Genomic DNA, 14,521 nt, shown 5'->3' with positions numbered 1-14,521 from the left:
GGTATGTCCGCACCAGCAGAGCCGCGGGAGCGTAGCTTCCCCTCCATCGAATTCACCGACGCCGAGGCCGGCGCCAAGGAATTCCCGAGTTCCAAGAGCCGCAAGTACAGCTACTACACGCCTGCGAAGAAGCGCGCGACGATGTACGAGGACGTCACGGTCGACGTGCAGCCGGATCCCGAGCGGCACCTCACCCAGGGATGGATCTACGGATTCGGTGACGGCCCCGGTGGCTATCCGCAGGAGTGGACTGCCGCCCAGTCCAGCAACTGGCATGCCTTCCTCGATCCGAACGAGGAATGGGAACAGACCATCTACCGCAACAACTCCGCGGTGGTGCATCAGGTGGACCTGTGTCTCCAGAACGCCAAACGCGCACGGGCATACGATAACTGGAACTCCTCCTGGCTCAAGTTCATCGAACGCAACCTGGGCGCCTGGATGCACGCCGAGAGCGGGATGGGCCTGCACGTGTTCACCTCGATCCAACGCTCTGCGCCCACCAACATGATCAACAATGCGGTGGCGGTCAGTGCGGCGCACAAACTGCGGTTCGCACAGGACCTGGCGCTGTTCAACCTCGACCTGTCCGAGGCCGAGGACGGATTCGACGGCTCTGCACACAAGGAGGTCTGGCAGTCGGCCCCGGAGTGGCAGGCCACTCGGGAGGCAGTCGAGAGGCTCACCGCGATCGGCGACTGGTGCCAGCTGCTGTTCGCCACCAACATCGTGTTCGAACAGCTCGTCGGATCATTGTTCCGGTCGGAACTGGTGATGCAGGTGGCCGCCCGCAACGGCGACTACATCACCCCGACGATCGTCGGTACCGGTGAATACGACTATTCCCGTGACCTCAACTACTCGCGCGCTCTGTTCCAGATGCTCGCGCGCGACGAGACGTTCGGCGAGCAGAACAAGGCTTTGTTCGCGGAGTGGATGTCGGAGTGGGTGCCCCGTTGCCTGGATGCCGCCCGGTCACTGCAGCCCATCTGGTCGCAGCCGGCCGACAAGAGCGTCACCTTCGCCGCCAGCCTCGAGCACGCCACGACGAAGTTCCGCGACGTGCTCGCCTCGATCGAAGTCGAAACCCCCAAGGAGTTGGACCAGTGAGCACAATGCAATTCGGAGCCGACACGGAGTTCTCCAACATGTGCGGTGTCACGCTCATGAACACGCCGATCGGTCGCGTCGTGGCGAATGTGATGGGCGCCAAGGAAGGGATCAGCCTCACCGAGTACCCGTCGATGATCCGCGTGGACGGGGTCAACAGGCTCGACTTCGACTACGACGAACTGACCGACGCCCTCGGTCAGGACTTCGACGGCTCGATCTTCGAGGAGATCAGCTCGACCCACTACGGGCGCATGGTGCACCTCGATGACCGCACGATCCTGTTCGCCAGCCCCGAGGACGCGGCCGAGTTCATCGGTTTCGATCTCACCGCTTCGTCGTAACAGCTTCGCCGCCCGAGGGTTGACTCCCCACACCCTCGGGCGGTGGACCCGACCGGCCACCCCCGCCCACAGCTCCAGCCCCAGCCCACCGAGAGATAGCGAGCGAACCGATGTACGAGAAGAACGGCGAGAAGTACTTCATCGTCGATGGCCATGTCCACCTGTGGGACGGCCGGGAATCCAACCAGCGCAACATACACGGCAAGCAGTTCATCGACTGCTTCTACGACTACCACAGGAACCTGAGCCCCGAGGAGCAGGTGTGGGACTACGACACCTACTGCTATTACGGCGCGGACCGGTTGATGAACGACCTGTTCGTGGACGGCCCGGTCGATCACGCGATCTTCCAGGCCACCATCCTGCGCGAGTTCTACGTCAACGGATTCGCCCAGGTCGACGATTCGCTCAAGCTGGCCCAGGACAACCCGGACAGATTGACCTACAACCACGCCTACGATCCGCGTGACGGCGAAGAGGGCCTCAAGCAGCTGCGCCGGGACGCCGACGCCATGCAGTTGCAGGGCGTCAAGCTCTACACCGCCGAATGGCACGGCGATTCGCGGGGTTACAAACTGGACGACCCGTGGTCGAGGCGCTACCTCGAGGAGTGCATCGACCTGGGTATCAAGAACATTCACGTACACAAGGGACCGACCATCCGGCCTTTGGATCGCGACGCCTTCGACGTCGCCGACGTCGACAAGGTGGCCACCGACTATCTCGACCTGAACTTCATCATCGAGCATGTCGGCCTGCCTCGCCTGGAGGATTTCTGCTGGATCGCCACGCAGGAGTCCAACGTGTACGGCGGTCTCGCCGTGGCGATCCCGTTCATCCACACCCGCCCCCGGTACTTCGCCCAGATCATCGGGGAGCTGCTGTACTGGATCGGCGAGGACAAGATCCTCTTCGCATCCGACTACGCACTCTGGACGCCACAGTGGCTCGTCGAACGGTTCGTCGACTTCCAGATCCCCGAGGACATGACCGAGTACGCCCCGATCACCGTCGAGCAGAAGAAGAAGATCCTGGGCCTCAACGCGGCCGCGTTGTATCCCAGCATCAAGGTGCCCAGCGAGCTCCAGATCCCCACGGATGCGGCCGATCCCGGCGTGGAGGTGGCGGCCGGCGCCAAGGATGCGGTGACGGCATGACCGCCCTGGCCACCGGCAGCCCGACGTCGACGGCACCGGTCGTCGACGCGATCCTCGCGGCACTCGGCACCGTCCTCGATCCCGAACTCGACGAGCCGATCACCGATCTGAACTTTGTGCGATCGGTCGTGATCGACGATGAGGGCGTCACGGTGCACCTGCGGTTGCCGACCTCGTTCTGCTCGCCCAACTTCGCCTACCTGATGGCATCGGATGCCCAGGACGCGCTGCACCATGTCGACGACATCGGTTTCGTGCGGGTGCTTCTCGACGATCATCACGACAGCGACAAGATCAACACCGGTCTGGCCGCGGAGTCCGGGTATGTCGGAACGTTCGGTGTCGAGGCCGACGACAGTCTCGACGAACTGCGCACGATCTTCGTCCGCAAGGCGCATACCGCGGCGATGGAGCGCTGCATCTCCGATCTGCTCGCGCGCGGTGAGATCACGATGGAGTCGATCGGGCATCTGACGCTGCGCGATCTGCCCCCCGGGGCGAAAAAAGGGGCGCTGCTGCGCCGCCGGGCCAACGCGGGTCTGAGTCTGTGCCCCAACAGCCTCGTCCTGGTCGACGAGGACGGGCAGCCCGTACCGGCCGACGACGTCGCGCTGGCATTCCGATTCGCGCGGTCGGTGCGGATCTCGATCGAGGGCAACGGGCATTTCTGCCGCGGATTGCTCGCCACCCGCTACGCCGACGACGCCGACTGCGACGGCCGCAGCGGGCCCGTCATCACCAACCTCCGATCCGAGGAGAACCCATCATGAAGGCCGTCCAGGTCATCGGCTACCACGACAAGCTGCAGCTCAACGACATTCCCGACCCGCAGATCACCGGTCCCCTCGACGTCATCGTGAAGATCGGCGGCGCCGGTGTGTGCCGGACCGATCTGCACATCCTCGAAGGCCAGTGGGCCGAGAAGAGCGGCGTGGCATTGCCATACACGATCGGCCACGAGAATGCCGGCTGGGTACACGCCATCGGTGACGCGGTCACCAATGTCGCGGTCGGCGACACCGTGATCCTGCATCCGCTCATCACCTGCGGACTCTGCCACGCATGCCGCGACGGCGACGACGTGCATTGCGAGAACAGTGATTTCCCCGGCATCGACACCGACGGCGGCTACGCCGAGTATCTCAAGACGACGGCTCGCAGCGTCGTGCGGATCGACGAGTCGCTGCAGCCATCAGACGTCGCGGCACTCGCCGATGCCGGTCTGACCGCCTATCATGCCGCCGCGAAGGTGGCGCGGATGACCAGGCCCGGGGACACCTGTGTCGTCATCGGTGCAGGAGGGTTGGGCCACATCGGCATTCAGGTCCTCAACGCCATCTCCGGGGTCACCATCGTGGTCGTCGACCGCAACCCCGCGGCCGTCGAGCTCGCCATCGAGGTGGGGGCGCAGCACGGCATCGTCGCCGACGGCTACCACGTGGACAAGGTCCTCGAGCTCACCGAGGGCAAGGGCGCGGAGGCGGTGCTGGACTTCGTCGGCGAGGGCGGGGCCACGGCCGAAGGCGTCGCGATGCTGCGCCGGGCGGGCAACTACTTCGTCGTCGGCTACGGCGAGAACATCGACGTCCCCACCATCGACATCATCTCCACCGAGATCAATTTCATCGGCAATCTGGTCGGGTCCTACAACGACCTCACTGAGCTGATGACCCTGGCCGCCCAGGGCAAGGTCGCGCTACACACGACCAAGTACGCCCTCGACGACTACCAGCAGGCCATCGACGACCTCGACGCCGGCCGCGTGCGCGGGCGGGCCATCCTCGTTCCCTGATACCTGCCCCGACGTCCAGAGCAATAGACACCACAGCAGCAGACACCCACGAAAGGTAGATGACAATGGCCAAAGAGTTGCGCTACAACGCCGCAGCGCGGCTACGGCTGGAACGGGGCGTCAACGCCCTGGCAGACGCAGTCAAGGTGACCCTCGGCCCGAAAGGCCGAAACGCCGTCCTGGAGAAGCTGACCGGTCCCCCCACGATCACCAACGACGGTGTCACCATCGCCCGCGAGATCCAGTTGCGGGATCCGTTCGCCAACATGGGTGCACAGCTGGTCAAAGAGGTCGCCATGAAGACCAACGGGGTGGTCGGCGACGGCACCACCACCGCGACCGTGCTCGCGCAGGCGATGGTTCGTGAAGGCCTACGCGCAGTCGAACAAGGCGCCAACCCGATGCGGGTGCGTCGCGGCATCGAGCGCGCCGTCGCGACCGTCATCGAGGCGCTCGAGGGTCAGGCCGTCCAGATCGGCGGCAGAGCCGACCTGGAACGGATCGCGAGCCTGGCCGCCAGCGACGACGACGCCATCGGATCGGTGATCGCGGGCGCTGTCGAGTATGTGGGCAAGAACGGCGTGATCACCACCGAGGAGAGCGACACGCTCGGACTCGGGGTCGAGGTCGTCGACGGGATCGAGTTCGACCACGGCTACATCTCCGGGTACATGGTCACCAACCCGGAACGGATGGAAGCGGTTCTGGAGTCCCCCGTCATCCTGCTGACCAACAAGAAGATCACCGCGGTGCAGGAGATCATGCCGGCCGTCGAGACGGCCAAGCGTGCCGACCGGCCGCTGCTCGTTCTCGCCGAGGACGTCGACGGCCCCGCGCTCCAGCTGTTGGTGGGCGGCAACATGCACAAGACGATGCAGTCGGTCGTGGTCCGTGCCCCCGGATTCGGTCACCGCCGGATCGCCGAGCTCGAAGATCTCGCGGTCGCCCTCGGCGGACACGTGATCGCCAAGGACACCGGTATCGAGCTGTCCGAGGTGTCGCTCGAACACCTCGGCACCTGTGACCGGGTCACCATCACCGAGGACGAGACCACCATCGTCGGAGCGCACGGCAGTCAGGAACTCGTCGACGCCCGGGTGACCCATCTCGAGGCGCAACTGGGTCGCGCACGCATCGATGCCGATCGCGACAGCCTGGAGCTGCGGATCGCCCGGTTGACCGGGCGGGTGGCGGTCATCCGGGTCGGCGGCTTCACCAGCGTCGAGCTGAAGGAGCGCATGCTCCGGGTCGAGGACGCGCTGGCCGCCACACGGGCGGCGGTGGAGGCAGGCATCGTCTCGGGCGGCGGGACGGCGTTGGCGCAGGCCCATCGCGCCCTCGACTCTCTCGAGGCCACCGGCGACGAGGCGGTCGGCATCGATGTCGTGCGACGCTCGCTGGCCGAACCGCTGTTCTGGATCGCAACCAACGCCGGCTTCGACGGCGAGGAGGTGGTGAAGGTGGTGACCGGCCTCCCGATCGGCCACGGCTTCAATGCCTTGACCGGCGGATACGGGGATATGTTCGACGAGGGCGTCATCGATCCGTGCAAGGTCACCCGGGCCGCCCTGGAGAGTGCGGCGTCGATCGCCGCATTGCTGATCACCACCGAGACCGCCGTCGTCGAAGAGGTGCTCACCCACCCCGGCGCCATCGAGGCCCCGGGCTTCGGCGATCTGGCCGAGGGCATGGTGCGCCCCTCGAACATCTACTGACGCGCCCCGAGCTGGGCCGGCCGCGATCCGAACGACATGTTCGCGGCGTTGATCGCGGCCGGCCCTCCCCACCATCACCGTCCAGCCACCCCATTCCGGGGCCCACCGAGTCGGCTAGACTCGGACCGATGTGAGATCCACATCACAGAGGAGTTCGTTTTCTGTGAGATCGCAGCCCGCCTCCCAGACCGAAACGCCCATCGAGGTCGCCGCCGCGCGTGAACGCTTCCTGACCGACGACAACATCTCCGGCGGAGTACGTGACAGCATCTCCACCTCGTGGCGTCGGTCCCGCGCGTTCAATGTGCACGCCGACCGCCTGGAGCTGCCGTTCGTCCGAGAACCCAATCTGGAGAGTCCACTCGTCTCGGCCGCGCGACCCATCATCCGGCAATTGGCCGACGACCTGTCCGCGGAACCGGTGAGCATCATCCTCACCTCCGCGGACGGCGTGGTCCTGTCGCGTGCGACCGCGCACCGCCCGCTCAACCAGATGCTCGACCAGGTGAGCCTGGCGCCCGGCTACAGCTACAGCGAGGAGCACGCGGGGACCAACGGCATCGGTACGGCCCTGGAGAACCGGCAGGCCACCCTCGTGCGGGGTTCCGAGCACTACGCCGGGTGCCTTGCGCAGTTGTCGTGTGCCGGTGTGCCGATCGTGCATCCCGTGTCCGGCGCCGTGGTCGGCGCCCTCGACCTCACCGGACTGGCCGACGACGGCGGTCCGTTGCTGCTGACCCTCGCGAAGTCGGCGACCGCTCAGATCGAGCAACGCATGCTGTCACAGGCCAGCGAACGCGAATCGCGACTCCTCAACGCCTACCTCGCCACCTGCCGACGCGCACCTCAGATGATGGTGCTCGCCATCGCCGGTGACGTCGTGTTGATGAATCAACGCCTACGAATCGCAGTTGACCCGCAGGACCAGATCTCGCTGCTCGAGCATGCGGTCGACCAGACGCTCGACACGACGTCATCGCGCGGGGTGACGACGATGGCGAGCGGGCGGGTCGCCCGGCTGTCCCCGGTGCCCGAGTACTGGGACGAGCGTGCCGGGATGGCGGTGTTCCATGTCCACCTCGTCGAGACCGGTGAGCGACCGGTGCCGCGATCGTCGACACGCCGCCCCGGAGCCACCCTTACGGGCCTGGTCGGCCGGAGTTCGTCGTGGCAACAATGCTGCGACCACGTCGTCCGGTACGTCGGTGCCGGCGAGTGGATCGCGGTGTCCGGCGAGTCCGGGTCCGGGCGCCTCACCGTGCTCCGCGCCAGCGCTGCACTCGCGCACGGCAATCCCCGGGTGTTCTCCGCGAAGGACCTCCTCCTCCCCGCCTCGCTCGACGCACTGGCCGGCGAACTCGAACGTGACGACTTCAGCGTCATCCTCAGCGATGTCGACGCACTCGAAGGACCGTCCCTCGCGCACATCGCGAGCATGTTCCAGGGGCGCGAAAGCGCCGGTTGGGTGGGCATCACCGTCGGCGACACCGCCGCCGCGTCGCAGGACACCGACGCCGCAGCGACCGTGCTGCCGTTCTTCACCCACACCGTGTCGATCCCGCCGCTGCGGCACCGCATCGAGGATCTGCAGGATCTGATCCCGATGCTCCTGCGACAGTTGACGCGGGGTCGCGAACTGACCGTGTCCGCCGAGGCGCTGCGGCAGCTCAGCAAGTACAGCTGGCCCGGTAACGTCGCCCAACTCCGCCAGGTCCTGCGGGAGGTCGTCACCCATCAGCGGTCGGGTGTCATCGACGTCCATCAGCTGCCGCCGTCGGTCCGGTCGCTGAGTCGGCACAAGCTGACCCGTATCGAGGCGCTCGAACGTGACGCCATCATCCGCAGCCTCGAGGAGAACGGCAACAACAAGGCCACGGCAGCAGCCGCGCTCGGCATCTCGCGTGCCACCATCTACCGCAAGATCAAGGAATTCGGCATCGACGTCTGACCTTCTCCCGTCACCCGGTCACGCTCTGCGGTAGGGGTTTTCTCCATTCGCTGATGCGGACACCGATGCGGTCATGGCGCGACCCCGACCACCTGACGTCGAGCCCGGACCGCCGTAGGGTTGCGACGATCTGCTCCCCCAACAACGTCTCTGTGCTCTCGTAGACGGCGTGCTCGGCGTCCGTGTCGCCCGCCGACATCGCGTCGAGCAAGGCCTCCGGCACCGTTGGATGCGGCCGGAATGCGCTGTACCCGAGATAGAGAACAGGATCGTCGTCGGCGAGCCGTTCGGCGTCCTGCTCGTGAAAGAACACATACGCCCACTCCCGGAACCCATACCAGTCATCCTGGTCCGGTTCAGGTGTGCGTTCGCGATCGATGTCCCTTGTCGCGCAACGGGTGCAACACGAGTAGTTCATCAATGCGAGCACGCCGTCGGTGACGAGTTCGTCGAACGCCGCCCGGAGCCTGCCGTAGTCGCCGCCGTCGCTCCATGTGCGTTCGGACTCGCGGCGCGCCCACCACATCCGCCGGACCTCGGCGACGGCCTCCACGGCCGGTTCCCCGGCATCCTCGGCCCAGTCGCGTGCATCCGACTCGATGTCGGCGAGTTCGGTGAAACCCGGGATCAGCCGCGCCGCGACCATCCCCCGCAGGTCCGCCAGATGCTCGTCACGCATGGATGCCCCCACTTCTCCGCCCCTCACTCATCGCGTCTGATCGAATATCGGACATGGTCATTGGACGTCGGCGCGGTCGAATCGGTTCCACGATGACGGCAGTTCGTCCGTTCGGATGACACAGCTGCCGCACGGGGCTTCGCGTAGTCTCTCGAACGTGCGATTCACCGAGGAACGAACATCGCTGGCGGCCGCGGCGCATCGACTGGCGCACGCCGGGATGACCCACGGCACGGGCGGCAACCTCTCCATCCGGGTCGGCGAATCGGTCGTCCTCACACCGTCGGGCTGTCAGCTCGGCGATGTCACACCCGACCAGATGGTCGTCGTCGATCTCGACGGAGTGGTCATCGAGGACACCGAGTACCGACCGACCTCGGAACTACGCATCCATCTCGACGTTTACCGCCACACCCCGGCCGGTGCGGTGGCTCACGCCCACCCGATCGCATCGATCGCGGTGGCCAACATCGTCGACGAACTCCCGGTCGTGCACTACACCGCCGCATTGATCGGGGGTTCGATCCGGGTGGCACCGTACGCGGTCTTCGGCAGCAATGACCTCGGTGACGGCGTAGCGGCGGCCCTCACCGAGCGCACCGCGGCACTGATGCGCAACCACGGTTCCGTTGCCTACGGCGACAACCTCGACATGGCCTGCGACCGTATCGAACTCGTCGACTGGCTGGCCGAGGTCTATCTGCGTTCGGCCGCCGTTGCGCCGCCCGCGACCCTGAGTTCCGACGACGTCACCGAGGTCGTCGCCACCGCACTCCGACGTCACTACACACCGTTCCCCGGGAGGAAAGCATGAGGGTCGCCACCTTCGGCGCGCACGTACTCGATGTGCTCGCCCAACCCGTCGACGAGATCCCCGACGGACAGGGCGCCGCGCTCGTGCAGAACATCCGGATGTCGGCAGCCGGACCGGCCGGTGGAACCGCGATCGCCCTGGCCAAACTCGGCGTCGAGGTCTACACCGTCGGTGCCATCGGGCCCGACGATCCGGGCGATGTGCTGACCACCATGTTGAACCGCCACGGCGTCAACACCGACCACCTCGTGACCGTCGATCAACCGACCTCGATGAGCATGCTGCCGATCCGCAGCAACGGCGACCGCCCGGCTCTGCACCTACCCGGCGCAAACCTCGCGTATCCGCTCGGGCACGCTCCGCTGGAACTGCTGACCGGCGTCGATCATGTTCACGTCGGTGCTCCCGAGCTCCTCAATCCACCGGAACTCGCACCGCTGCTCGCCGACATCAGGGCCGCCGGAACCACTGTATCGGCGGACATCCTCGCCGACGGCGACCCCGGTCTGCTCACCTGGATCGAACCCGTTCTGCCGCATCTGGATTACCTGCTGCCCAACGACGATCAGGTGCGAGGGTTCACCGGCGAGCGCGACCTCGTCACCGCATGCCGACGCCTGATCGACCTCGGTGTGGTCTGCGTCGCGGTCACCGCCGGCGCCGACGGCGCCCACGTCGTGACGTCCGGGAACGCCGAACATGCTGCGGCACAAGCTGTCACCGTCGTCGACACGAGTGGCTGCGGCGACTCGTTCTCGGCCGGGTTCCTCGCGGCTCGCGGACACGACCTCGACCTGCTCGAGTCCGCCGAGATCGGCTGCGCGGTCGCCGGAATCGTCGCGACCGGACTCGGCAGCGATCACGGCGACTTCACCTGGTCGTCGGTCGCGAACTGACGCCCCCGGGGCATCCCACGACGATCGGCCGATCGGCCCCCAGATTTCTGGATGGAGAATTCCCCGGGTCATCGGGATGGGAAATGTTCTGCGTCCAGACGAATCTCTGATGCATGAACTCACCAACGCACACGATCACCCGGATCAACCCATCCTCCTGGAACGCGCAGTTCCGGTTCGACCACGCCCAACTGCGGCCGGCACCGCGCGAGATCCTCACCATCGCCGGTCAGGCATCCGTCGACGACGACGGCACCGTCCTGCACGAAGGTGATGTCGCAGCCCAACTCTCGCTCGCGATGCACCACGTCGAGGAGATCTTGTCGGCCGCGTCGATGACCCTCGCCGACGTACACATGCTCACCGTCTACGCCACCGACGTACCGGCCACGCTCGCCGCCTACGAAGCCCTGACCGAACGCCTCGATGCGCAGGGCGCCACGCCGCCTGCGGCGCTCATCGGCGTCGCCGCGCTGTCCTTACCCGGCCTCGCCGTCGAGATCACCGCGCAGGCCGGTCGCTGATCTGCACGATGCACGTCGCCGTGAGCGGTCTCGATACGCCCCTCGCCTGGCGGCTCGTGGCTACTCGACCCACGGGGGGCCGCAGCCTCACCCGAGCCGAGCTGCCAACCCCCGCCGGACCGACAGGCACCGAGTTCGCCAGGACACCCACCACCGATCCAGGGAGCACCGAGCTCGCGAGGACCCCCCCCCCCCCCCCCCCCCCCGCTGATCGAGTAGGCACCGAGCTCGCGAGGAGCCGTATCGAGATCACCGAAACCCGAACTCACTGATCACCAACACATCTCACAAAGCCAAGGAGAAACCATGTCCATCACCACCCCCGAAGAACACATCCCCCCGACCATCGCTGCCACCGACACCCTCGCCGCCATCGTCGACGGTCCCGTCCTGACCCCCGGCGACGCCGCCTATGCCGACGAACTGGCGGGCTTCAATGCTGCGAGCGCGCCGAATCCGGCGATCGTCGTCGGAGCCACATCGGCCGACGACGTCGCCGCCGCCGTCCGTCACGCCCGGGCACACGGGCTGCGCATCGGTGTGCGGGCCACCGGTCACGGACCGGTCATCGAGGGTGCGGGCTACCTCACCGTCACCACCTCCCGGATGACCGATATCCAGGTGGACCCGGTCGCCCGGACCGCACGGATCGGGGCCGGTGTGCGCTGGCGTGACGTCATCGCCGCAACCGCACCGCACGGATTGACCGGGCTGGTCGGCTCCTCGTCGTCGGTCGGTGTCGTCGGCTACACGCTGGGCGGTGGACTCAGTCCGCTGGCCCGCGAGTTCGGTTTTGCCGCCGACCGCGTGCGTCGCATCGAGGTGGTGACCGCCGACGGCACGATTCGAACGGTCGACGCCGGTGCGGGCTCTGATCTCTTCTGGGCCCTGCTCGGGGGCCGTGACGGCTGCGGCATCGTCACGGCGATCGAGTTCGAGCTGATCCCGCTCGTCACCCTCTACGGGGGCGGGATATTCTTCGCCGGCTCGGCGGCCGAGCAGGTGTTGCACGCCTGGCGGCGGTGGGCCCCGTCGCTCCCCGAGTCGGCGGGGACCTCGGCGGCGGTGCTGCGTCTCCCGCCCGACCCGCAACTCCCGCCGCCGCTGCAGGGCCAGATCGCGGTGCACGTCCGGTTCACCTATACCGGCGATCCCGCCGTCGGCGCGCAGCTGCTGGCACCGATGATGTCCGCCGGCCCGATCCTGTTGCAGAACGTCGACGTGCTGCCGGTCGCGGCGCTTGACGCCGTCCACATGGACCCGCCCGGGCCGCTGCCGAGCATCGAGCGGGGCTGCGCCTTGCGGGAGCTGCCGGCCGAGGCCATCGACGCGCTGCTCACCGTGGCCGGGCCGCAGGTGCCGAGTCCGCTGGCCATCGTCGAGATCCGACTGTTGGGCGGCAGGATCGCTGCGCCGCAAGGGGTCCCCAACTCCGTGGCCGGTCGCCACGCAGCCTTCGGGGTTCTCGCGATCGCCGTCCCCGCAGGACCGCTCGCCGATCAGGCGGCTTCCGATGTCGCAGCCGTGCACCGTGCGGTCACACCATGGGCGCATGGCGGCCTGCTGAACTTCGCCGGCCACATGCCCGCGGACGAACTGGCGGGCCTGTGGTCTGCGGCCGACGCGGCACAGCTGGCCGCGATCCGCGGCCGCCACGACCCGACCGGGATGTTCGCGCGACAGGCCTGACAGATACCGATCACGGCGACCGGCCGGACGCACCCGCGTCCGGCCGGTCGTTCGATCAGCGTCCCCACATTTCTGGGATAGACAGATGACCTGCGAAAACGGAGAATCTTCTCATGACGACGAGTCTGACCGCGGATCGGGTGCGCAGTGACGTCGATGTGCTCGCCCACGCCGGGCTCGGCGTCGGCGACTTCCTCGGCGAGGCCATCGGATCACTCATCCGGGCGGTACCCCACGCCGCCGCCTGTATGGCCACCGTCGACCCCAACACCCTGCTCATCACCAGCACCCGAAAATACGGAAATCTCCTCGGCCGCAACCAGCACGACGACGAGTGGGGACTGCGCGAGTACGGAACCGTCGAGTCCTCGTCGTTCCGGCAACTCGCGATGGCCGGCGTCGATGCGGTCGGCATGCACGAGTTGACGGCTGGTCGGACTCAGGAGTCGCCGCGAATGCATGAGTTCATGCGGCCGCACTACGACTTCACCGATGAGGCACGGCTACTCATGCGCGACGGCGCGCAGGTCTGGGGCGGCATCGCCTTCTTCCGCGAGGTCGGCGAGCGACCCTTCACCCCGGACGAGGTGGAATTCCTTCGAACTCTGTCCCAACCGCTTGCCCTCGGTGTCCGCACCGGTCTGCTCGCCAGCATCGTCGCCGAACCGCAGTCAGCGCCCTCGGGTCCATGTGTGCTGATCGTCGACAGCCAGAATCACATGGTCCAGATGAGTGCCGGCGCCGAGGAGCGGGTCGACGACCTTCTCTCCGGCGCCAACAGCGGGGCAGCGTCATCGGTGATCACCGCGCTGGTCGGGGCGGCCCGACGGTACGGTCGTGGGGAAACCGACGTTCCGCCGCGACTGCGGGTCCGGGGGGCATCGGGAATGTGGCTCGTGGTGCACGCCTCCCCGTTGTCGAATGCCGATGGCCGGGTCGGCGAGGTGGTGGTGACCATCGAGGAGGCACGGCCGCCGGAGATCGTTCCCCTGGTGGTGGCCGCCTTCGGCCTCACCGCCCGCGAACGCGACGTCACCCAGATGGTGTTGCAGGGGGTCGCGACCAAGGACATCGCGTCGACGCTGCACGTCTCCGCCTACACGGTTCAGGACCACCTCAAGTCGATCTTCGACAAGGCCGGTGTACGCAGCCGACGCGAGCTGATCGCCCGGGTGTACTTCGATCAGTACGCGCCGCGGATGAACGATCAGCTCTTGCCGTCGGGGGCATACGTCACCACGGAGTCCTGAGCAGGCGATCGGCGCCTACCGCACCATCCGCACGGCCAACTCTCCGTAAGCACGCGCGAGCGCAACGGGGTCGCGGTGGGTCCGTGACGGGAACCAACGGCACACGTCGACGCACAACGACGAGAGCGCCAGGACGGCGTCGTCGGCGGCCGTCACCGTGAATTCCCCGGACGCCACACCTTGACGCACGATCACCGCGAGCACGTCGGAGGTCTCACGACGGATTGCGGTGATCGTCCGATAATGCTCGCGGGTCAGGCCGTGCAGTTCGTACTGAACCACCTTCGCGAGCTCATGCTGTTCGGCCTGCCAGCGGGTGAATTCGCCGATGACAACCCGCAGTCGGTCACTCGCGGACAGCGATTCATCGTCGACCTCCCGTAACGCGGCGAGCACACCACGGTGCCCTTCGAGGGCGATCGCGTAGAGCAGTTCCTCTTTCGAGCGATAGTGCGGATACATGGCGGCCGCACTCATGTTGAGCCGCTTGGCGATCTGCCGTGTGGAGGTGCCGCCGTAACCGACCTCGGCGAACGAGGCGATCGCCGCCCTGCGGATTCGCTCCGCCGCCACCGAGTCGCCGTTCTTCGGCCCAGCCACCGA

General features: G+C 66.8%; 14 protein-coding genes. 12 read left to right on the top strand and 2 right to left on the bottom strand.

The annotated features are described in order from the left end of the window. The first annotated feature begins 3 nt into the window (after positions 1–3). From AC4AMJ_RS05140 to AC4AMJ_RS05110, 7 genes are all read left to right on the top strand, one after another. Positions 4–1,110, top strand: coding sequence for an aromatic/alkene monooxygenase hydroxylase subunit beta (locus AC4AMJ_RS05140; RefSeq protein ID WP_489896640.1), 1,107 nt, complete (start codon positions 4–6; stop codon positions 1,108–1,110). Between the two features lie 5 nt (positions 1,111–1,115). Beyond that, on the top strand, positions 1,116–1,454 hold the full coding sequence (gene mimD / locus AC4AMJ_RS05135; RefSeq protein WP_489900999.1) for a propane 2-monooxygenase effector subunit MimD: 339 nt from the start codon (positions 1,116–1,118) through the stop codon (positions 1,452–1,454). A 110-nt stretch (positions 1,455–1,564) separates the two neighbouring features. Next, positions 1,565–2,611, top strand: a complete 1,047-nt coding sequence (locus tag AC4AMJ_RS05130) for an amidohydrolase family protein (RefSeq protein ID WP_489917438.1) — start codon at positions 1,565–1,567, stop codon at positions 2,609–2,611. Then, entirely contained in the window at positions 2,608–3,381 is a 774-nt protein-coding gene (locus AC4AMJ_RS05125) for an iron-sulfur cluster assembly protein (protein WP_489896642.1), read from the top strand. The genes AC4AMJ_RS05130 and AC4AMJ_RS05125 overlap by 4 nt, the downstream gene beginning before the upstream one ends. Beyond that, the gene (locus tag AC4AMJ_RS05120) at positions 3,378–4,403 is read left to right on the top strand and encodes an NAD(P)-dependent alcohol dehydrogenase (protein WP_489896643.1); all 1,026 of its coding nucleotides are present in this window, start codon (positions 3,378–3,380) and stop codon (positions 4,401–4,403) included. The genes AC4AMJ_RS05125 and AC4AMJ_RS05120 overlap by 4 nt, the downstream gene beginning before the upstream one ends. A 65-nt stretch (positions 4,404–4,468) precedes the next feature. After that, positions 4,469–6,118 (top strand): chaperonin GroEL, encoded by a 1,650-nt coding sequence (groL, locus tag AC4AMJ_RS05115; protein WP_489917437.1) that lies wholly within the window; start codon positions 4,469–4,471, stop codon positions 6,116–6,118. Between the two features lie 163 nt (positions 6,119–6,281). After that, positions 6,282–8,066 (top strand): sigma-54-dependent Fis family transcriptional regulator, encoded by a 1,785-nt coding sequence (locus AC4AMJ_RS05110; RefSeq protein WP_489917436.1) that lies wholly within the window; start codon positions 6,282–6,284, stop codon positions 8,064–8,066. A gap of 10 nt (positions 8,067–8,076) precedes the next feature. Here AC4AMJ_RS05110 and AC4AMJ_RS05105 read toward each other — a convergent pair whose 3' ends face one another. Further along, the gene (locus tag AC4AMJ_RS05105; protein ID WP_489917435.1) at positions 8,077–8,745 is read right to left on the bottom strand and encodes a DUF6891 domain-containing protein; all 669 of its coding nucleotides are present in this window, start codon (positions 8,743–8,745) and stop codon (positions 8,077–8,079) included. Positions 8,746–8,902: 157 nt separating this feature from the next. On the opposite strand from AC4AMJ_RS05105, the gene AC4AMJ_RS05100 reads away from it, so the two are divergent. The 5 genes from AC4AMJ_RS05100 to AC4AMJ_RS05080 all read left to right on the top strand — a co-directional run bounded on the left by AC4AMJ_RS05100 (position 8,903) and on the right by AC4AMJ_RS05080 (position 13,918). After that, on the top strand, positions 8,903–9,559 hold the full coding sequence (locus AC4AMJ_RS05100) for a class II aldolase/adducin family protein (RefSeq protein ID WP_489917434.1): 657 nt from the start codon (positions 8,903–8,905) through the stop codon (positions 9,557–9,559). Beyond that, positions 9,556–10,455, top strand: a complete 900-nt coding sequence (locus AC4AMJ_RS05095; RefSeq protein ID WP_489917433.1) for a carbohydrate kinase family protein — start codon at positions 9,556–9,558, stop codon at positions 10,453–10,455. The genes AC4AMJ_RS05100 and AC4AMJ_RS05095 overlap by 4 nt, the downstream gene beginning before the upstream one ends. 113 nt (positions 10,456–10,568) lie before the next feature. After that, positions 10,569–10,979 (top strand): RidA family protein, encoded by a 411-nt coding sequence (locus tag AC4AMJ_RS05090; RefSeq protein ID WP_489917432.1) that lies wholly within the window; start codon positions 10,569–10,571, stop codon positions 10,977–10,979. Between the two features lie 306 nt (positions 10,980–11,285). Continuing rightward, entirely contained in the window at positions 11,286–12,668 is a 1,383-nt protein-coding gene (locus AC4AMJ_RS05085; RefSeq protein WP_489917431.1) for an FAD-binding oxidoreductase, read from the top strand. Between the two features lie 113 nt (positions 12,669–12,781). Beyond that, the gene (locus tag AC4AMJ_RS05080; RefSeq protein WP_489896651.1) at positions 12,782–13,918 is read left to right on the top strand and encodes a LuxR C-terminal-related transcriptional regulator; all 1,137 of its coding nucleotides are present in this window, start codon (positions 12,782–12,784) and stop codon (positions 13,916–13,918) included. Positions 13,919–13,933: 15 nt separating this feature from the next. Here AC4AMJ_RS05080 and AC4AMJ_RS05075 read toward each other — a convergent pair whose 3' ends face one another. Then, positions 13,934–14,518, bottom strand: a complete 585-nt coding sequence (locus AC4AMJ_RS05075) for a TetR/AcrR family transcriptional regulator (protein ID WP_489896652.1) — start codon at positions 14,516–14,518, stop codon at positions 13,934–13,936. Positions 14,519–14,521 lie beyond the last annotated feature (3 nt).

This window comes from Gordonia sp. LMA484 (assembly GCF_058129505.1).
Note: the sequence above shows the minus strand (reverse complement) of the source record. Positions and strands in the feature narration are given on the sequence as shown.

What these genes read in the sequence shown, in the direction of transcription:
- AC4AMJ_RS05140 (WP_489896640.1), top strand. Translation starts at nt 4, where the DNA reads ATGTCCGCACCAGCAGAGCCGCGGGAGCGTAGCTTCCCCTCCATCGAA.
- mimD (WP_489900999.1), top strand. Translation starts at nt 1,116, where the DNA reads ATGCAATTCGGAGCCGACACGGAGTTCTCCAACATGTGCGGTGTCACG.
- AC4AMJ_RS05130 (WP_489917438.1), top strand. Translation starts at nt 1,565, where the DNA reads ATGTACGAGAAGAACGGCGAGAAGTACTTCATCGTCGATGGCCATGTC.
- AC4AMJ_RS05125 (WP_489896642.1), top strand. Translation starts at nt 2,608, where the DNA reads ATGACCGCCCTGGCCACCGGCAGCCCGACGTCGACGGCACCGGTCGTC.
- AC4AMJ_RS05120 (WP_489896643.1), top strand. Translation starts at nt 3,378, where the DNA reads ATGAAGGCCGTCCAGGTCATCGGCTACCACGACAAGCTGCAGCTCAAC.
- groL (WP_489917437.1), top strand. Translation starts at nt 4,469, where the DNA reads ATGGCCAAAGAGTTGCGCTACAACGCCGCAGCGCGGCTACGGCTGGAA.
- AC4AMJ_RS05105 (WP_489917435.1), bottom strand. Translation starts at nt 8,745, where the DNA reads ATGCGTGACGAGCATCTGGCGGACCTGCGGGGGATGGTCGCGGCGCGG.
- AC4AMJ_RS05095 (WP_489917433.1), top strand. Translation starts at nt 9,556, where the DNA reads ATGAGGGTCGCCACCTTCGGCGCGCACGTACTCGATGTGCTCGCCCAA.
- AC4AMJ_RS05090 (WP_489917432.1), top strand. Translation starts at nt 10,569, where the DNA reads ATGAACTCACCAACGCACACGATCACCCGGATCAACCCATCCTCCTGG.
- AC4AMJ_RS05085 (WP_489917431.1), top strand. Translation starts at nt 11,286, where the DNA reads ATGTCCATCACCACCCCCGAAGAACACATCCCCCCGACCATCGCTGCC.
- AC4AMJ_RS05080 (WP_489896651.1), top strand. Translation starts at nt 12,782, where the DNA reads ATGACGACGAGTCTGACCGCGGATCGGGTGCGCAGTGACGTCGATGTG.